At 74.3% G+C, this 18,731-nt stretch carries 17 protein-coding genes and 1 riboswitch; of the genes, 7 read left to right on the top strand and 10 right to left on the bottom strand.

The features are described from left to right. Positions 1-89: 89 nt before the first annotated feature. Complete coding sequence (locus RE027_RS08740; protein WP_368807864.1) at positions 90-1,493, top strand: amino acid permease; 1,404 nt, start codon at positions 90-92, stop codon at positions 1,491-1,493. Between the two features lie 39 nt (positions 1,494-1,532). Here the strand turns inward: RE027_RS08740 and RE027_RS08745 are convergent, their stop codons facing one another. Genes RE027_RS08745 through RE027_RS08765 form a run of 5 tightly spaced genes read right to left on the bottom strand, consistent with a single transcriptional unit; the run spans position 1,533 to position 5,239 of the window. Further along, positions 1,533-1,949 (bottom strand): VOC family protein, encoded by a 417-nt coding sequence (locus RE027_RS08745; protein WP_368807865.1) that lies wholly within the window; start codon positions 1,947-1,949, stop codon positions 1,533-1,535. Positions 1,950-1,951: 2 nt separating this feature from the next. Beyond that, entirely contained in the window at positions 1,952-2,449 is a 498-nt protein-coding gene (locus tag RE027_RS08750; protein ID WP_368807866.1) for an SRPBCC family protein, read from the bottom strand. Positions 2,450-2,452: 3 nt separating this feature from the next. Further along, complete coding sequence (locus RE027_RS08755; RefSeq protein WP_368808008.1) at positions 2,453-2,806, bottom strand: ArsR/SmtB family transcription factor; 354 nt, start codon at positions 2,804-2,806, stop codon at positions 2,453-2,455. A 46-nt stretch (positions 2,807-2,852) separates the two neighbouring features. After that, positions 2,853-4,250, bottom strand: coding sequence for a hypothetical protein (locus RE027_RS08760; protein ID WP_368807867.1), 1,398 nt, complete (start codon positions 4,248-4,250; stop codon positions 2,853-2,855). Beyond that, entirely contained in the window at positions 4,247-5,239 is a 993-nt protein-coding gene (locus RE027_RS08765) for a glycosyltransferase (protein WP_368807868.1), read from the bottom strand. Before RE027_RS08765 ends, RE027_RS08760 begins: the two co-directional genes overlap by 4 nt. Positions 5,240-5,459: 220 nt before the next feature. Then, positions 5,460-5,563: riboswitch (SAM riboswitch) on the top strand. 68 nt (positions 5,564-5,631) lie between these two features. Between RE027_RS08765 and RE027_RS08770 the strand changes: the two genes are divergently transcribed. Then, positions 5,632-6,555, top strand: a complete 924-nt coding sequence (locus tag RE027_RS08770; protein ID WP_368807869.1) for a methylenetetrahydrofolate reductase — start codon at positions 5,632-5,634, stop codon at positions 6,553-6,555. An 80-nt stretch (positions 6,556-6,635) separates the two neighbouring features. Next, entirely contained in the window at positions 6,636-9,053 is a 2,418-nt protein-coding gene (metE, locus tag RE027_RS08775) for a 5-methyltetrahydropteroyltriglutamate--homocysteine S-methyltransferase (RefSeq protein WP_368807870.1), read from the top strand. Positions 9,054-9,236: 183 nt separating this feature from the next. On the opposite strand, the gene ald is transcribed toward metE, so the two are convergent. Further along, entirely contained in the window at positions 9,237-10,331 is a 1,095-nt protein-coding gene (gene ald / locus RE027_RS08780; protein ID WP_368807871.1) for an alanine dehydrogenase, read from the bottom strand. A 75-nt stretch (positions 10,332-10,406) separates the two neighbouring features. Then, entirely contained in the window at positions 10,407-11,408 is a 1,002-nt protein-coding gene (locus tag RE027_RS08785) for a D-2-hydroxyacid dehydrogenase (RefSeq protein ID WP_368807872.1), read from the bottom strand. Positions 11,409-11,471: 63 nt separating this feature from the next. Here RE027_RS08785 and RE027_RS08790 point away from each other — a divergent pair, with 63 nt between their 5' ends. From RE027_RS08790 to RE027_RS08805, 4 genes are all read left to right on the top strand, one after another. Continuing rightward, positions 11,472-12,701 (top strand): M24 family metallopeptidase, encoded by a 1,230-nt coding sequence (locus RE027_RS08790; RefSeq protein WP_368807873.1) that lies wholly within the window; start codon positions 11,472-11,474, stop codon positions 12,699-12,701. A 4-nt stretch (positions 12,702-12,705) separates the two neighbouring features. Continuing rightward, entirely contained in the window at positions 12,706-14,034 is a 1,329-nt protein-coding gene (locus RE027_RS08795) for an aminotransferase-like domain-containing protein (protein WP_368807874.1), read from the top strand. Between the two features lie 9 nt (positions 14,035-14,043). Further along, entirely contained in the window at positions 14,044-15,294 is a 1,251-nt protein-coding gene (locus RE027_RS08800; RefSeq protein ID WP_368807875.1) for a phospholipase D-like domain-containing protein, read from the top strand. 70 nt (positions 15,295-15,364) lie between these two features. Further along, positions 15,365-16,087: a trimeric intracellular cation channel family protein gene (locus tag RE027_RS08805; RefSeq protein ID WP_368807876.1), complete on the top strand. Its 723-nt coding sequence runs from the start codon at positions 15,365-15,367 to the stop codon at positions 16,085-16,087. Positions 16,088-16,116: 29 nt separating this feature from the next. Here the strand turns inward: RE027_RS08805 and RE027_RS08810 are convergent, their stop codons facing one another. The 3 genes from RE027_RS08810 to fbaA form a co-directional block, all read right to left on the bottom strand. After that, a complete protein-coding gene (locus RE027_RS08810) occupies positions 16,117-16,779 on the bottom strand; it encodes a GntR family transcriptional regulator (RefSeq protein ID WP_368807877.1) in 663 nt (220 codons plus the stop codon). 306 nt (positions 16,780-17,085) lie between these two features. After that, complete coding sequence (locus RE027_RS08815) at positions 17,086-17,505, bottom strand: DUF3151 domain-containing protein (protein WP_368807878.1); 420 nt, start codon at positions 17,503-17,505, stop codon at positions 17,086-17,088. Between the two features lie 130 nt (positions 17,506-17,635). After that, complete coding sequence (gene fbaA, locus RE027_RS08820; RefSeq protein ID WP_368807879.1) at positions 17,636-18,658, bottom strand: class II fructose-bisphosphate aldolase; 1,023 nt, start codon at positions 18,656-18,658, stop codon at positions 17,636-17,638. Positions 18,659-18,731 lie beyond the last annotated feature (73 nt).

An 18,731-nucleotide genomic window follows, 5' to 3' on the forward strand; every position in this document is an offset into this window, starting at 1 on the left:
GGGGGGGGGGGGGGGGGGGGGGGGGGGGGGGGGGGGGGGGGGGGGGGGGGGGGGGGGGGGGGGGGGGGGGCCGCGGTCCGATACCCTCGATGCTCATGAGTTCTCCTTCCCCCTCGACCCGGACCGGGTCCGGCCCGCAGGCCGCGGCCCCGCAGGCACCGGCCAGGCCGGGCTCCCAGCTCAAGGACCGCCACCTCGTGATGATGGCCCTCGGCAGCGCGATCGGCACCGGCCTGTTCATCGGCACGGGTGCCGCGATCCGCACGGCGGGCCCGGCGGTGCTGCTGTCCTTCCTCGTGGCGTGCGTGCTGCTGGTGCTGGTGATGCGGGCGCTGGGCGAGATGGCCGCCGCGGACCCCTCCCCCGGCGCGTTCTCCACCTACGCCGAGAAGGCCATGGGCCGCACCGTGGGCCGGACCCTCGGCTGGCTGTGGTGGGCGCAGATCGTGGTGGTGGTCGCGGCGGAGGCCACGGCCGCGGCCCAGCTGCTGACGGAGCTGTGGCCGGTGACCGAGCAGTGGGTGCTGGCGCTGCTGTTCATGGTGGTGTTCACGGGGGTCAACCTGGTGCAGGTCCGCACGCTCGGGGAGACCGAGTTCTGGTTCGCCCTGATGAAGGTGCTCGCGGTGCTGGCGTTCCTGGCGGTCGGGCTCGCCGTGCTGCTGGGCCTGTCCAACGTGCCCTCCCCCGGCCTGGGCAACCTCACCGCGCACGGCGGGTTCCTGCCCAACGGGCTCACCGGGGTGGCCGCCGCGCTGCTCGTGGTGATCTTCGCCTTCGGCGGCACGGAGCTCGTGACGATCGCGGCCGCGGAGACCGAGGACCCGCAGCACAGCGTGGCCCGCGCCGTGCGCACCGTCCTGGTCCGCATCCTCGTCTTCTACGTGGGGGCCGTGACCGTGATGGTGCTCGTCCTGCCGTGGAACGACGAGCAGCTCTCCGTCAGCCCCTTCGTGGCCGTGCTGGACGCCGCCGGCGTGCCGGGCGCCGACGTGGGCATGGCCGTGGTCATCATCCTGGCGCTGCTCTCGGCGCTCAACGCCAACATCTACGGCTCGTCCCGGATGCTGTACTCGCTGGCCCGCCGCGGCTCGGCCCCGCGGGCGTTCGCCGACGTCTCCGAGCGCGGGGTGCCCCGGACGGCGGTGGTCGCCTCCGTGGTCTTCGGCTTCGGCGCCGTGGTGCTCAACTACCTGTGGCCCGAGACCGTGCTGCTGTGGATGCTCAACACGGTCGGCGCCACGTGCCTCGTGGTCTGGGGGCTCGCGCTGGTCTCCCAGATCGTGCTGCGCCGCCGCGCGGACCGGGACGGGACCGAGCTGCCGCTGCGGATGTGGGCCTTCCCGTGGCTGTCCGGGCTGGCGCTGGCGATCCTCGCCGGGATCCTGCTGCTGGGCCTGCTCGACGACGCCGTCCGGGGGCAGCTGCTGCTCACCGCCGGGCTGGTCCTGCTCATCGCACTGGCCGCGAAGGTGCTCGGCCGGCACCCCTGAGCCCGGGCCGCCCGAGGGGTGCCGCCCTGGGCCCGGGGCTCAGCGGCGGTGCTCCGGCGGGATCAGCGGCCGCGCGGCGCGCGCCCGGAGCTCCTGCACCGCCCACGTGTTGCCGTCGGGGTCGCTGAAGCCGAACAGCGTGCCGCCGTCCCGCTCGTCGAGGACCACGATCTCGCCCGCCTCGACGCCCCGGGACAGCAGCTCGTCCCGGGCCGCCCGGGCGTCCGCGACCACCAGCTGGAGCCCGCGCAGGGACCCGGGGGCCATCTCCCGGTGGGCGGGGAGGTTGCCCACCACGATCGAGCAGCCGGACCCGGGCGGGGTCAGCTGGGCGATGTCCATCTGCTCGGTGGTGGTGTGGTGGTCGAGGTGGAAGCCGACCTGGTCCCGGTAGAACTCGACGGCCCGGTCGACGTCGCGCACGGGCACCAGCACGACCTCGAGGGTCCAGTCCACGCTCAGCCTCCCTGTCCGCCGAGCAGCCCGGCCAACAGCTCCTCGAGCCGCTCGTAGCCCTCGGCCATGCCGTTCTCCATGCCGGAGGCCGCCATCCCGTCGCGGGCCTCCTGGGAGGCGTGGACGGTGTGCCCGCGCAGCCGGCTCCGGCCGCCGCCCAGGTCCTCGAAGTGCAGGTACTCGAGGTCGACCGCGTCGGGCCAGCCCTCGTACTCGAAGGTCTGGACGACCAGCTCGTTCTCGCGCACCGTGTGGAAGACGCCGTGGAAGGCGTGCTCCTCGGTGCTGTCCTCGCCGCTCTGGACGAAACGGTAGGCCCCGCCGGTGCGGAACTCGAAGCCGTCGATCCGGGTCCGCAGCCCGCGCGGGCCGATCCACTGCCGGAACAGCTCGGGGTCGGCGTGGGCGCGGAAGACGTCCGCCACGGAGAAGTCGAAGTCGCGCTCGAAGTCGATGTACGGGACCCCGTCGGGGACGGTCAGGTGCAGGTCGTGTCCCATGGTTCAGTCCTCCCTGTGCTCGCCGCGTGGTGCGGCGCGGGTGTCGAGCACGGCGTCCAGGCGGCGGAACTGCTCCTCCCGGACCAGCCGGTACCGGTCGATCCAGGCGGTGAGCGCCTCCAGCCGTGCGGGGTTCAGGTGGACGGGCCGCCGCTGGGCGTCACGGGTGCGCGTGACGAGCTGCGCCTGCTCGAGGACCTGGATGTGCTTCGAGACCGCCTGCTTGGAGATCGCGAAGGGTTCCGCCAGTTCGTTGACCGTGGCCGGGCCCCGGCTGAGCCGGGCGACGATGCGGCGGCGGACCGGGTCGGCGAGCGCCAGGAAGGCCTTGTCGAGCAGGTCGTCGTCGGGGCCCACGGTGTTTGTCAACTGATTCCTTGATCAACCTCTTGGTTGTTCAAGGCTACGTCGCGCGGGTGGGCGCGGCAACCTCCGAGACCGGATCGTGACGGGCGGCCGTGTCCTCGTCCGGGGGCACGGAGTCCTCGCGCTCCACCTCCGCGGGCGCGGCGGGCTCCGGGCGCGGCAGCGCGGCGGCGACCAGGCAGGCGGCGGTCACGACGGCGAGCGCGGCCGGCACCCCGCGGTTGACGAAGAGCGCGTGGATCTGGGAGTGGTTGCTGAGCACGGCGTACCAGACGGGCACCACGGCCGCGGGCAGGGCCAGGACGAGCGCGACCGCCCACCGGGACGGCCCGCCGCGCCGCAGCGCCAGGAGCAGTCCCGCCGCGGCGGCCAGCACGCAGCCGGCCAGCACGAGCTCCGCGGTGGGCACCGCGTTCCACCAGTAGGAGGCGTTGACGCGCAGGCCCGCGCCGAAGGCGTCGGAGACGTTCACGTGCTCGCCCCCGGTCCGGAACCCGACGTTCCGCCGGACCACCTCCACGGTGTTCGGGAAGCCCAGGAAGGCCCCGGCGATGACCCACCGCGAGGCCCAGGTGACGGCGAAGGCCACCGGCCACACGATCCCGCTCAGGAGCACCGCCAGGAAGGTCGTCCCCAGCTCGCGGCGGCGGAACCACGTCACGGCGCCGACGGCGAAGGCGGACATCGCCCAGGGCACGGCGGGGGTGGTCAGGAGGTCGACGAAGCAGAAGAGCGCGGCGCCCAGGCCCACTCCTGCGTAGCCGAGCCGGGGCGAGCGGCCGGCCCCGGCCGCGGAGAGGATCACGGACAGGAAGATGAAGGCGATGGAGATCGACTGGCTGAAGGACGTCGACGGGGTGGAGAGCAGGTTCGTCCCCGCGACGTACGGCAGGACGAGTGCCAGTCCCACGGCGGTGGAGGTCCGGGCGCGCACCGCGAGGAACGCCCCGGCCAGGGCGACCACCATGAGGGTGCCCGAGACGATCCGCAGGCCCTCGAGGCCCGCCAGGGCCAGCACGGGGCGGGTGAGCACGGTGTAGCCGGCCCAGTACTTGAAGTAGTCGTTGTCCGCGAGCACGGCGCCCTCGGAGATCGCCCGCAGCTGCTCCGGGCCGCCGCCGCAGGTGGCGATCCGGGGCATCCGGACGGCCCGGCTGAACGCCGACTCCTCCGGGGACGCGCCCAGGCCCGTGCCCGCCACCACGCACTCCGTGAAGGTGTCCGCGGGGGTGCCCATCCGGTCGGCCACCCCGAGGGGGCCGTAGGTGCCGTCCTCGACCGCCGTCAGGAGGTTCTCGACGATCGGCCGGTCCGGCACGGCCTGGCCCAGCACCAGCAGCCCGAACAGGGCGAACTGCAGGACCAGGAGCATGCCGAGGCCCTGGAACCAGGGGCGCAGCGGGGCCAGGCGCCCGCCCGTCCGCTCCCCGCTCACCGGGCCCACCGGCGCTCGTCCCCGGCGGGGGGCGCAGAGCGGCGGGGGTGGTCCCCGCCGCTCCACGGAGGGGCCGGCAGGCACAGGTAGAACAGCCGGGAGGTCTCCCGGCGGATCTTCGCCTGCCCGTGCAGCAGGACGCCCATCAGCAGGAACACCCCGGCCAGGAGCACGAGGGACGCGGCGAGGAACGCCGTCGGGAAGCGGGGCACGAGCCCGGTGCCCGCGAACTCCACCACGACGGGCAGGCCGAGGACCAGTCCGAGCAGGAACAGCGCGAGCGAGACGGCGCCGGTGACGAGGAACGGCCGCTCGTGGAAGAGCAGCTGCCCGAAGATGCCCAGGATCCGGAAGCCGTCGTGGTAGGTGCGCAGCTTGCTCTCGCTGCCCTCGGCCCGGTCCCGGAAGCCGACCTCGACCTCGGTCTGCGGCACGCGGGCGTTGACGGCGTGCACGGTCAGCTCGGTCTCGATCTCGAACTCCCGGGACAGCGCGGGGAAGGACTTCACGAAGCGCCGCGAGAACACCCGGTAGCCGCTGAGCATGTCGCTGACCGGGCGGCGGAAGGCGAAGGTGACGAGGGTGTTGAAGAACCGGTTGCCGGACTCGTGGCCCGCCCGGTAGGCGGTGCCGCTGACCTGCCGGCGCACGCCCAGCACGTGGTCGTAGGGGCCCGCCAGCAGCGTCTCGATCATCCGGGGCGCGTCGGCCACGTCGTAGGTGTCGTCGCCGTCGATGAGGACGTAGACGTCGGCGTCGAGGTCCGCGAAGGCCCGCCGGACCACGTTGCCCTTGCCCTTCTCCTCCTCGCGCCGGACGTGGGCACCGGCCCGCCGGGCGGCCTCGACGGTGCCGTCGGTCGAGCAGTTGTCGTAGACGTGGACCTCGATGCCGGGGACCGTGGCGTGCAGGTCGGTGACGACCTTCGCGATCGCGGCCTCCTCGTTGTGGCACGGCACGACGGCCACGATGCGGGGTGTGGGGGGCATGGGCTCTCGTTCCTGAGGTCCTCGGGGGCTGGGCACGTTCATTATGGGCGCGGGCGCCCGCGGCGCCGAAACTGTTGCACCCCGCGGGGCGCACGGGGTGCGCGGCGCCCGGCGTCGATGTTGCGCCGCATGACGTCGTCCGCGTCACAGTACGCGCACCGGCGTCTTCCGGGCCGCCGGGCTTGGCACCCGGCCGGGCGACCCGCTGGAATGGGCCTTGCATCTATCCAGAGCGGCCGAGAGACCTGGCTCGTCGACGCCGCAGCAACCATCCGCAGCCCCACGGGGTGCGCGGAACGGTGCTCCCGCCAGGACCGATGGAGCTGTCGCAGCCTCCCGGGTCCACCCCGGGACGGTCGGCGCCCTCCCTCGGGGTGACCCCAGGAGGTTCTGTGAGACGACCACCCGACCGGACGGCGCCACCGCCGTCGCTGTCCTACGAGCTCTACCCACCGCGCTGCTCGGCGAGCGCCGAGGCGCTGCTGCGGACCATCGAGGAGCTCGAGGCCACCCGCCCCGACCACGTCGCCGTCACCTACAGCGGGGACGCCCCGCGCCGGGCCGGGTCGCTGGCCCTGCTCGACCACCTCGTGGCCCGCACCGGTCTGCGGCCCCTGGCGCACCTGACGTGCGTGGGCAGCACGCGGGCCGAGCTGGAGGAGACCGTGACCTCCCTCGTGCACCGCGGCGTCCGGGGCGTCCTGGCCCTGCGCGGTGACCTGGAGCCGGGCGCGGAGCCCGGCGAGCTGACCCACGCCGGGGACCTCGTGGAGCTGGTGCGCGAGGTCGAGCAGCGCCACACCGCGTCCCTCGCCGGCGGCCGGCTCGCCGTGGGCGTGGCCGCCTATCCGACCCGGCACCCGGAGTCCCCGTCCTTCCGGCACGACATCGAGGCGCTGCTGGCCAAGCAGCGCGCCGGCGCGGACTTCGCCATCACGCAGGTCTACTTCCGCCCGCAGCGCTACGAGCGTCTCGTGGCGGCCGCCCGGGCGGCCGGGGTGACGATCCCGATCGTGCCGGGGATCATGCCCGTCACGGAGCCGCGGCGGCTGGCCACGCTGTGCCGGCTCGCCGGGCTCCGGCCCCACCCGGGCCTGGCCGCCGCCCTCGAGGACGCCGCCGGGCCCGCCGAGCGGCACCGGGCGGGCGTCGCGTTCGCGACCCGGCTCGCCCGCGCGGCCCTGGACGCCGGAGCGCCCGGGCTGCACCTCTACACCTTCAACGAGCACCGGGCCGCGCTGGACCTGCTGGAGTGCGTGGACCTGCCGCGCGTCCCCTACGAGCCGGCGGCACTGCCCGACCTGCTGCCCGCCTGAGCAGCGGGCGCCACCGTCCGCCCCGTTCTGCCCGAGCACCGTCCCGAACGCCCTTCCGCACACGTCCCAGGAGCACACCCATGAGCACGACCACCCCCGCCGCCCCCTTCCCCGCCGCCACCATCACCGGCTACCCCCGGATCGGCCGGCGCCGCGAGCTGAAGAAGGCCCTCGAGTCCTACTGGGCCGGACGCTCGACCCGCGAGGAGCTCGAGACGACGGCCGCCGAGCTGCAGCTGGCCACCTACCGGCGGCTCGTGGAGCTGGGCCTCGGCGCGGACGACTCGTCCCTGCCGGCCGAGTTCGCCCTCTACGACCAGGTCCTCGACACCACCGTGGCCCTCGGCGCGGTGCCCACCCGCTTCGCCGACCTGGCCGACGCGGAGGGCCGGCTGGACCTCGACGCCGGCTTCGTCCTGGCCCGTGGCGACGCCGGCCGGGCGCCGCTGGAGATGACCAAGTGGTTCGACACCAACTACCACTACCTCGTCCCCGAGATCGGCCCCACGACCCCCTTCACCGCCTCCGCCGGCCGGCTCGTGGCCGACGTGCGCCGCGCCGCCGAGCACGGGTTCACCGTCCGCCCCGTGCTCGTCGGCCCCGTCTCCCTCCTCCTCCTGGCCAAGGCCGACGACGACGCCCCCGCCGGCTTCGATCCGCTGCAGCGCCTCGGCGACGTGCTCCCGGTGTACGCCCAGCTGCTGAGCGAACTCGCCGCGGCCGGCGCCGAGTGGGTGCAGCTGGAGGAGCCGGCCCTCGTGGCCGACCAGGACGTGCCCGCGGAGCAGGTCGCCGCGGCCGTGCGCGGGGCCTACACGGCCCTCACCGCCGCCGCCGAGCGCCCGCAGCTGCTCGTCACCACCTCCTACGGCTCGCTCGCCTCGCTGCTGCGGCCGCTGGCCGGCTCGGGCGTCGAGGCCCTGCACCTGGACCTCGTCAAGGGCGCGGTGCCCTCCGCCGAGGAGCTGGAGCTCTTCCGGGGCGAGGACGCCCCGGTGCTCGTCGCCGGCGCCGTCGACGGCCACAACATCTGGCGGGCCGACCTCGGCGGCCGGCTCGGCCGGCTCGAGGAGCTCGCCCGCGCGGGCGTCCGGGTCTCCGTGGCCAGCTCCACGTCCCTCTTCCACGTCCCCCACGACGTCGCCGAGGAGACGCAGCTGGACCCCGTGCTGCGCAGCTGGCTCGCGTTCGCCGACCAGAAGGTCGGCGAGATCGTGACCCTCTCCCGGGGCCTGGCCGCCGGCCGGGACGCCGTGGCGGAGCAGCTGGCCGAGGCCGCCGAGGCCCGCCGCACCCGTGCGGGCGCGCCGGGCGTCCGTGACGCGGCCGTGCGCGAGCGCGCCGCGTCCGTGACCGCCGCGGAGATCGGGCGCGCCCCCGCCGAGGTCCGCCGCGCCGCCCAGGAGGGCCGCTCCTTCACGGCGTCCGGGCCCCTGCCCCTGCTGCCGACGACGACGATCGGCTCCTACCCGCAGACGCCCGAGGTCCGGGCGCAGCGGGCGAAGGCCCGCTCCGGCGCTGTCACCCCCGAGGCCTACGACCGGTTCCTGCGCGAGGAGATCGAGCGCGTGATCCGACTGCAGGAGGAGCTCGGCCTGGACGTGCTCGTGCACGGCGAGGCGGAGCGCAACGACATGGTGCAGTACTTCGCCGAGCACCTCGACGGCTTCGCGACCACGGTGCACGGCTGGGTCCAGTCCTACGGCTCCCGCTGCACCCGCCCCTCCATCCTCTGGGGCGACGTCAGCCGCGAGGGCGAGGGACTGCGCGGCGAGGCCTTCACCGTCCCCTGGATCAGCCACGCCCAGTCCCTCACCGACAAGCCGGTCAAGGGCATGCTGACGGGACCGGTGACGATCCTCGCGTGGTCCTTCGTGCGCGACGACCAGCCGCTCGGGGAGACCGCGAACCAGGTGGCGCTCGCCCTGCGCGACGAGGTCCTGGACCTCGAGGCCGCCGGGATCGGGATCATCCAGGTCGACGAGCCGGCACTGCGGGAGCTGCTGCCGCTGCGCCGGGGGGACCAGCCGGCCTACCTGGCGTGGTCCGTGGACTCCTTCCGCCTGGCCACCTCCGGGGTGCGGGACGAGACCCAGGTCCACACCCACCTGTGCTACTCGGAGTTCGGCGAGGTGGTCGACGCGATCGACGGCCTGGACGCCGACGTCACGAGCATCGAGGCGGCCCGCTCCCGGATGGAGGTGCTGACGGACCTCGAGGCCGCGGGCTTCTCCCGCGGCATCGGCCCGGGGGTGTGGGACATCCACTCCCCGCGCGTGCCCTCCCAGGAGGAGATCGAGCAGCTGCTCGAGCGGGCGCTCGAGCACGTGCCGGCGCGGACCCTGTGGGTCAACCCGGACTGCGGCCTGAAGACCCGCGGCTACGAGGAGACGAAGGCCTCCCTGGAGCACCTCGTGGCGGCGGCCCGGACCGCGCGGGAGCGGGTGGCGCAGCCGGCCGGGCGGCCGCTGATCGTCCAGCACGGCTCGCGGGTCTGACCTCGCCGGCGCCGGGGGCCCGGCGCGAGTGACCACGGGGACCGCGAGTGACCACGGCATGCCGTGGTCACTCGCGGTCCCCGTGGTCGGTGGGATCTTCCTGCACCGATCCAGGACCTTGCTGCTGAGGCGTTCGGGCACTCCGCCGGCCGGCTCGGGCGGGCACGGCAGAGCCCGGGGAACTCAGTCCAGCCGCGCCGGCAGGTCGTCGAAGGCCTGCGCCACGCCGGCGTGGCGGATCGTGCCCCCGGCCGTGTTGAGCCCGGCGGCGAACTCCGGGTCGCCGGCCAGGGCCTGCCCGGGCCCGCGGGCGAGCCGGCGCAGGTACGGGGTCGTGGCGTTGGCCAGGGCGCGGCTCGCGGTGCGCGGCACGACGCCGGGCATGTTGGCCACGCAGTAGTGGGTGATCCCGTCCACCTCGAACGTCGGGTCGTCGTAGGTCGTCGGGTGGGAGGTCTCGAAGCACCCGCCCTGGTCGATGGCCACGTCCACGAGCAGGGCGTGGTCGTGCAGGAGGGGCAGGTGCTCGCGGCGCACGAGCTTCGGCGCGGCCGCCCCCGGGACGAGCACCGCACCGATCACCACGTCCGCCCCGGAGATCTCCTCCTCCAGCACGTGCTCGTCGCTCATGAGCACCCGGGCGCGGTGGCCCAGCAGGTCGGTGAGCTCGCGGACGCGGACACCGGACGCGTCCAGCACGGTCACGTCGGCCATCAGGCCCGAGGACATCAGGGCGGCCTGGGTGCCCACGGCACCGCCGCCGACCACAACGACCTTGGCCGCCGCGACGCCGGGGACCCCGCCCATGAGCAGACCGGGACCACCGGCGTTGGTCTGCAGGTGGTGGGCGGCGGACTGGGCGGCGAGCCGCCCGGCGATCTCGGACATGGGCTGCAGCAGGGGCAGGGCCCGCCCGGAGCGCACCGTCTCGAAGGCCACCCCGGTGGTGCCGGCCTCGAGCAGCGCCTCCGTCAGGGGGCGGTCGGCGGCCAGGTGCAGGTACGCGAAGAGCGTCAGGTCCGGGCGCAGGAATTCGTACTCCTCGGCCACCGGCTCCTTGACCTTGACCAACAGCTCCGCCTGCTCCCACACCGTGTGCCGGTCGACCACCTCGGCCCCGGCGGCGGCGTAGGCGGCGTCGTCGAACCCGGACCCCTCGCCCGCGCCGGTCTCCACGAGCACCTCGTGGCCGTCGCGCACGAGCTGGGTCACCCCCGCCGGCACGAGGCCCACCCGGCGCTCGGCCGGCTTGATCTCCCTGGGAACTGCTACGCGCATGGTCGGTGCTCTCCTCTCGTCGCGGCTCGTCCCCGGGGGTCCGCGGCACCGTCGCCGCGGGCCCCGGTCCCTGTCTCAGCAGGACCGGACGTAGCCGGCTTCCTTGTCCACCTCGTGGTGCAGCGGCTCCCCGGCCGTCCAGCGCCGGAGGTTGTCCTCGAACTGGGCCGCGAGCTCGTCCCGCCACCCCTCGACGTCGCCGCACATGTGCGCGGACACGTGCACATTGTCCATCGCCCAGAAGGGATGGGTCGACGGCAGGGGCTCCGTGTCGAAGACGTCCAGGGTCGCGGCCGCGGGACGCCCCGCCACGAGTGCCTCCCGCAGCGCGTCCTCGTCCACCAGCTGCCCCCGCCCCACGTTGACGAGGTGCGCGTGCGGGGACATCGCGGCGAGCACCCGCGCGTCGGCGAGCCCGCGCGTCTGCTCGGTCAGGGGCGCGGCGAGCACCAGGTGGTCGGCCCACCCCGCGTGCTCGGCCAGCTCCGCGGCGGGGACGACCGTCCCGAAGTCGGGGTCCTCCGCCCGGGGCGTGCGCCCGGCGCCGCGCACGTCCAGCCCCGCGGCCCGCAGCAGCCGGGCGGTCTCCCGGCCGATCCCCCCGGTGCCCACGACCAGGGCGGTGGAGCCCCGGGTGCGCCGGAGCTCGCGGTGCACCCAGCGCCGCTCGCGCTGCAGCGCCTTGCTGCGGTGCAGCTGCTTGTCCTGGGCCAGGACGGCCGCGAGGACGAACTCCGCGACGGGCCGGTCGAAGACCCCGTGGGCGTTGGTCAGCCGGACGTCGGAGGAGCGCAGCGCCGGGAACAGCACGGCGTCCACCCCGGCGGCGGCCACGTGCACCCAGCGCAGTCCGGTCGCCGCGTCCCAGGCCCCGGCGAGGGCGTCGGAGAAGAAGTCCCACAGGAGCAGCACCTCGGCCGGTCGCCGCCCCCCGCTGCCGGCCAGGGCCGCGGCCAGTCCCGCACGGGTCACCACCGTGACGTCGGCGAGGCGGCGCAGGGCCGCCTCGTTGGCGGGAGGGGGCGTGCCCTCCGCGGTCAGCACGACGACGCGGGGCGGCTCGGGCGCGGTGCTCATGAAGCCACCCTACGGACCGGTCCGATTGTTGACAATCATCCGGGGCTGTTCCCATCATGGGCCATGGGCACCTCCGCGACCGCCCCTGTGACCGCTCCCGACCCCGACGTGCGCCCCGCCCTGTTCAGCCCCGAGGAGTACGCCGCGCGGCTGCGGGCGGTGCGGGAGAAGATGGCGGAGCAGGGCCTGAGCGCCCTGGTCGTGACGGACCCCGCGAACCTGTTCTACCTGACCGGCTACGACGCCTGGTCCTTCTACACCCCGCAGCTGCTCCTCGTGCCCGCGGAGGGCCAGCTGCTCCTGTTCCTGCGGGAGATGGACGCCCGCGGGGCGTTCCGCACTGCGCGGCTGCCCCCGGAGCAGATCGTCGGCTACCCCGAGCGGTACGTGCAGCACCCGCACCTGCACCCGTTCGACTGGGTGGCCCTCGCCCTGCGCCGCCGCGGCCGGGTGGCCCCGGCCGCCCGCGGGTGCGTGGGCCTGGAGATGGACTCCCACTTCTTCTCCCCCAAGGGCTACCGCTCCCTCGTCCACGCGCTGCCGGAGTGGACGCTCGTGGACTGCTTCGACCTCGTGAACTGGGTGCGCGCCGTGAAGTCCCCCGCGGAGATCCGGTACCTGCGCACGGCCGCCCGCGTCACGACGGCCGCCATGCAGGCCGCGATCGACGCGATCGGGCCGGGGGTCCCGCAGCACCGGGTCGCGGCACGGATCGCCCACGCCCAGGCCGAGGGGGTCGACGACGCGTGGGGCGACTTCCCGGCCATGGTCCCCATGCTGCCCACCGGGGCCTCCGCCGACACCCCGCACCTCACCTGGTCCGACCGGGTGCTGCGCACGGGCGACGCCGTGGTGGTCGAGCTCGCCGGGGCGCACCGGCGCTATCACGTGCCGCTCGCGCGCACCGTCGTGCTCGGCCCGCCCACGGCCGAGCTGGGCCTGCTCGAGGAGGCCGTCGCCTCCGGGCTGGAGGCCGTCCTCGACGTCACCGCGGCGGGCGTGCCCGTGCGGGAGCTCGCGAGCGCCTGGAACCGGTCGCTCGCCGAGTTCGGGCTCGAGAAGCCGAGCCGGCTCGGCTACTCCGTGGGCATCGGCTATCCGCCCGACTGGGGCGAGCGCACCGTGAGCATCCGCTCGGAGGACGAGAGCGTGCTCGCCGAGAACATGACCTTCCACCTCATCTGCGGGATGTGGATGACCGGCTACGGCTACGAGGTCTCCGAGTCGATCCGCATCGCCGCCACCGGGACGGAGACCTTCACCGCCTTCCCGCGCACCCTGATCAGGAAGTGAGCCCATGACCGCCACCGCCACGTCCATCACGACCGTCGCCGGCCTGGACGCCCGCCCCACGGCCGGTCTCGCCGGCGACCCGGCCGAGGGCCTGCTGCCCCTGGCCCGCCGCGCGGACGGGCTCGTGGGCTCGGTCATCGACTCCTCGACGTCCCTGCTGGCCGCGCAGACCCACGACGTCGTCCGCTTCGCGATGGGCGCCCCGGCCGCCGAGATGATCCCCACCGAGCGGTTCCGCCGGATCGCCGCCGAGGTCCTCGACGACGGTTCGTTCACCTACGGGGCCACCGAGGGCGAGCCGGGCCTGCTCGAGACGGTCGTGGAGCACGCCTCCACGACCCCCGAGCCCACCCGGCCCGAGCGGCTGGTCATCACCTCCGGCGGGATGCAGGGCCTGGACCTGGCGTTCAAGCTCTTCGTGGACCCCGGGGACCTCGTGGCCGTCGAGTCCCCCACCTACACGAACGGCTCCGGGACCGCCCTGAGCTACGGCGCCGACCTCCTGGAGGTCCCCGTGGACGAGCACGGCATGGACGTCGACGCGCTCGAGGCACTGGTCGCCGAGTCCGGGCGGACCCCGCGGGCGGTCTACACGGTGCCGAACTTCCAGAACCCCTCCGGGACGACGCTGAGCGAGCCGCGCCGGCGGCGCCTGCTGGACCTGGCGCACCGGTGGGGGGCGATGATCGTCGACGACGACCCGTACGGGGGGCTGCGCTTCGCCGGGGAGGACGTGCCCGGCTTCCGGGAGCTCAGCCCGGACGACCCGCTCGTGTTCTCGGTCCGGACCTTCTCCAAGGTCCTCGCCCCCGGGCTGCGCGTCGGGTGGGTGGACGCGGACCCGCGGCTGCGCCGGCTGCTGATCGCCGGCAAGCAGGCCATGGACACGTGCACGAACGTGCCCGCCCAGCACGTCGTCGAGCGCTTCGTGCGCCGCGGCGGCTACGACGAGCACCTCGCGGGTCTGCGCGTCGAGTACCGGCGCCGGAAGGAGGCCATGGACGCCTCGATCGCCCGCCACCTGGGCTCCCGGGTGCGCACGACCGACCCCGGGGGCGGCTTCTTCCTCTGGGTCACCCTCCAGGGCGAGGACGCCCGGGTGGCCACCCCCCGGCTGTTCGAGCTCGCCCTCGCCGAGGGCGTGGCCTTCATCCCCGGCCCGGCGCTGTCCCCCTCGGGCCGGTTCCCGGACGCCTTCCGGCTGTGCTTCGCCTCCACGTCGCCCGAGCGCACCGAGGTGGGCGTGCAGCGGCTGGCCCGGGCCCTGGACCTCGCCCGCGAGGAGCCGGCCCGGCCGCCGCGGGTGGACCGCCCGGGACCGCCCCGCGGCTAGGATCTGCAGATGACGTCCCCCCGTGCCGCAGGCCCCCGCATGCTCCGCTCCCTCGCCGTCCGCTCCCTCGTGGGCCTGGTGGCCGTCCAGGCGGTGGTGGTGGCCACGCTGGTGGCCACCGACGCGATCCAGCGCCGCAGCCGGTCCCGGCGCTCCGGCTTCCCCCGTCCCGGCAGCTTCGAGGGCGCCGTCGCGGACACCGGGACCACGGCCTACACCTACGGGGAGGACCTCTACCGGGACATGCTCGCCGCGATCCGCGGGGCGCGGCGCCAGGTCCTGCTGGAGACCTTCATCTGGAAGGACGACGAGGTCGGCCGGCAGTTCCTGGAGGCCGTCAACGACGCCGCCGAGCGCGGCGTCCAGGTGCACGTGATGTACGACGGCTTCGGCAACCTGGTGGTCCCGCACTCCTTCTACCGCTTCCACCCCGACGTGCGCGTCTACCGCTTCCCCGTCCTGCGCCCCCGCCTGCTGCTCACCCCGCTGCAGGCCACCGGGCTGACCCACCGCAAGCTGCTGGTCGTCGACGACGAGGTCGGGTTCGTGGGCGGCTACAACATCGGCTCGCTCTACGCCACCCAGTGGCGCGACACCCACGTGCGGCTCACCGGCCCCGCCGCCTTCGAGCTCGGCCACTCCTTCGCCGCCGTGTGGAACCACCCCTCGGCCCGGCGGCCGAAGCTGCCGCACGTGAACCCGGGCGCGTGGGACTCCCGGGTCCGGGCGATCAACAACATCCCGGCCAGCCTGGTCTACCCGATCCGCAGCGTCTACCTCGACGCGATCCACCGCGCCACGGACCACATCTATCTGACCACCGCCTACTTCATCCCCGACCAGCAGATCCTCGACGCCCTGGTCGAGGCCTCCCGGCGCGGGGTGGACGTGCGGGTGATCCTGCCCGAGAACTCCAACCACGTGCTCGCCGACTGGCTCTCCCGGGGCTTCTACTCCACGCTGCTGGCCGAGGACATCACCGTGCTGCTCTACCGGCACGCCATGATCCACGCCAAGACCGCCACCATCGACGGGCAGTGGTCGATCGTGGGCACCGCCAACATCGACCGGCTGAGCCTGGGCTTCAACTACGAGACGAACCTGGAGATCCACGACGAGGACTTCGCCGCGGACATGGAGCGGATCTTCGCCGCCGACAGCGAGAACTGCCGGGAGCTCACGGCCGACCAGTGGGACGAGCGCCACCCCGCGGCCTGGTTCGCCGAGACCGTCCTGGTGCCGCTGCGGCCCTTCCTCTGAGCGCCCGCCGTAGGGCGGCCGCGGTCCGGGTGCTACCCTCGGGCGTCGGTGCGCCGGAGATGAGGTGGTCGTGGGGAGTCTGGACCCGAGCGTGGCGTTCGACGCCGTCGACCTGCTGGGCGTGCTGACCAACGGCGTGCTGGGCGGAGCGGTGGCACGGCAGCTGAGGCTGGACCCGGTGGGCTTCGTGATCCTGGCGATCGCCTCCGGGCTGGGCGGGGGCCTGCTGCGGGACACGCTGCTGCAGGTGGGCTTCCCCGTGGCCCTGACCAACCCCGCGTACCTCGGCACGGCGATCGCCGGGGCGGCGATCGCGTTCTTCCTGCAGCTGCAGGGCCGGTGGACGAACCGCGTGCTGATCGTCGCCGACGCCCTCGCCATGGGCTGCTGGGCCGCCACGGGCACCGCCAAGGCCCTCGACGTCGGCCTGACCTGGCTGCCCGCCGTGCTGATCGGGGTGATCACCGCCGTGGGCGGCGGGATGATCCGCGACATCGCCGTGGGGCGGGTGCCCATGATCTTCGGCGGCAACACCCTCTACGCCACCGGCGCGGTGATCGGCAGCGCCGAGATGGCCGTCCTGCACGGCCTGGGCCTGCCCAACTGGGGCATGGCCGCCGCGATCCTCACGGCCGCCACGGTGACCGTCGTGGCCCGGCGCCGGGGGTGGCGCCTGCCCGGGGCGGGCGAGTGGAACGTGCGCCTGCCGAGGCGGGACCGGCCCCGGCCGTCCTGGCGCCCGCGCCGCCCCGGCCGCGGTCCACGGCGCGGCAACGGCGCCGGCCCGGCCTGAGCCGACGGCGCCGGGCGGGCAGGGGCCGCTCAGCGGTCGAGGAGCCGCTCGAGGCCGTCCTGCATGTGGGCGCGCAGCAGGGTCTCGGCCCGGTCCGCGTCCTGCGCGCCGAGCGCCTCGACGATCTCCACGTGCTCCCGGATGCGGGCGTCGGCGGACCCGTAGGTCCCCTGCATCCCGGTGAGGGACATCCGGATCTGGGTGAGCAGCGTCCCGTGCATGTTGAGCAGCCGGGGGCTGCCGGAGAGCTCCACGAGCAGCTCGTGGAAGTGCAGGTCCGCCTCGGAGATCTCCCGGCCGTTCGGGTCCGGGGCCGCGGCCCGCATGCGGGCCAGGGGCACGGCCAGGGCCTCGGCCGCCCGGGGCCCGGCACCCGTGGCCCCGATCCGGCGCACGGCGGCGCACTCGACGGCCTCCCGGGCCAGGTACATGTCCCGGACCGCGTCCTCGGTCAGCTCCATCACGAACAGGCCGCGGTTGCGGCGGCCGACGAGCAGGCCCTCCTGGGTCAGTCGCTGCATGGCCTCCCGCAGCGGTCCGCGGCTCACCCCGAGCTCCCTGGCCAGCTCCTGCTCCACGAGCTGGCTCCCCGGCGGGAAGCGGCCGTCCGCGATGGCCTCGCGCAGGACCCGGGCGATGAGCGCGGGGGTCGACTCCTGGGCGACCGGGGGAAGGGCCGGCCGGCTCACCATGCTGCTCTCCTTCTCCTGCCCGTCCCGGGACGGGAGTCCTGACGGGAGGTCCTGACCGGGGCGTCGGACCGGGCGGTGGCCGGCCCGGGCCGATCGGGGTACCGAGCCGACGGCGCGGCCGTCGCCCGTTCCTCCGCGTCCTGACCGGGCGCCGCGGACGGGCGGCTCCGGCGGGCACCGCCGTTGTCGACAATCAGATTGCGGGCTGCCGGCCACCGGGTCAAGCCCACGCGGGACGGCACGTCCTGCCCGCCCACGGCACCGGCCCGGGCCCCCGAAGGGTCCCGGGCCGGTGCCGTGGGCGGGTCAGCGCTGCAGCTGCTCCGCGGCGGTGGGGTCGGAGTCGTTGAGGAACTTCTGGATGCGCTCGGCCTCGTCGAACTCGCCGATCGCCGCCGCGGCGCGGCCGAGGGCGGACAGCGCGCGGAGGAAGCCCCGGTTGGGCTCGTGGGAGAACGGGATGGGCCCGTGCCCCTTCCAGCCGTGCCCGCGCAGGGCGTCCAGGCCGCGGTGGTAGCCCACCCGGGCGAAGGCGTACGCCTCGAGGGTGCGGCCCTCGGCGAGGGCGTCCTCGGCGCACATGGCCCACGCGAGGGAGGCCTTCGGGAAGCGCGCGGCGAGGTCCTCCGCCTCGTCGCCCGCCGCGATGCGCTCGACGAGCCCGGGGTCCTCCGAGAGGTGGGTGGGGTCGGGGCCGTCGAGCAGGTTCTTGCCGGCGAGACTCATGGGGACGGGGTCCTTTCGGTGCGCGGAACTGCGGGGTCGTGCGGGGCGGGCCGGGACGGGCGACGGCGGCGCCCCGCTCGGGCAGGGGCGCCGCCGTCGGTCTCCGCGACCGCGGAGGAGGGTGCTGCGGCTACTTGACGGAGGTCCCGGCGGAGCCGAGGTTCTGGCACGCCTCGACCACGCGGGCGGCCATGGACTCCTCGGCCAGGGCGCCCCACACGCGCGGGTCGTACTTCTTCTTGTTGCCGACCTCGCCGTCGATCTTCAGGACGCCGTCGTAGTTCGCGAGCATGTGCCCGGCGACGGGGCGGGTGAACGCGTACTGGGTGTCGGTGTCCACGTTCATCTTGACCACGCCGTAGGAGACGGCGTCGGCGATCTCCTGCGCGGAGGAGCCGGAGCCGCCGTGGAAGACGAGGTCGAAGGGACGGTCCTTGCCGATCTTGGCGCCGACCTCCTGCTGGATCTGCTGCAGCAGCTCCGGGCGCAGCTTGACCCCTCCGGGCTTGTACACGCCGTGCACGTTGCCGAAGGTCAGGGCCGTGATGTAGCGGCCGTTCTCCCCGGCGCCGAGGGCCTCGACGGTCTTGAGCCCGTCCGCGACCGTGGAGTACAGGTCCTCGTTGATCTCGTTCTCCACGCCGTCCTCCTCGCCGCCGACGGCGCCGATCTCGACCTCGAGGATGATCTTGGCCTTGTGGGTGCGGGCCAGGAGCTCCTGGGCGATCTTGAGGTTCTCGTCGAGCTCGATCGCGGAGCCGTCCCACATGTGGGACTGGAAGATCGGGTCCTCGCCGCGGGCCACGGCCCTCTCCGACTCCTCGAGCAGCGGCAGCACGAAGCCCTCGAGCTTGTCCTGCGGGCAGTGGTCGGTGTGCAGCGCGATGTTGACGTCGTAGTTCTTCGCGACCTCGCGGGCGAACGCGGCCATCGCGAGCGACCCGGTGACCATGTCCTTGACGGAGGCCCCGGACCAGTAGGCGGCACCGCCGGTGGAGGCCTGGATGATGCCGTCCGAGCCCGCCTCGGCGAAGCCGCGGATGGCGGCGTTGAGGGTCTGGGAGGAGGTGACGTTGATGGCCGGGTAGGCGAAGCCCTTCTCCTTGGCCTTGTCGATCATCTCGGCGTAGACGTCAGGGGTTGCGATGGGCATGCTGGCTCCTTCGGTTCGGGTGCGGCCTGGCTCCCACTCTAGCCAACGAGAGGCCGTTGGACGACGGACGGGC

Source organism: Kocuria sabuli (assembly GCF_040981185.1).
In the GTDB taxonomy this organism is placed as follows: Bacteria; Actinomycetota; Actinomycetes; order Actinomycetales; family Micrococcaceae; genus Kocuria; species Kocuria sabuli.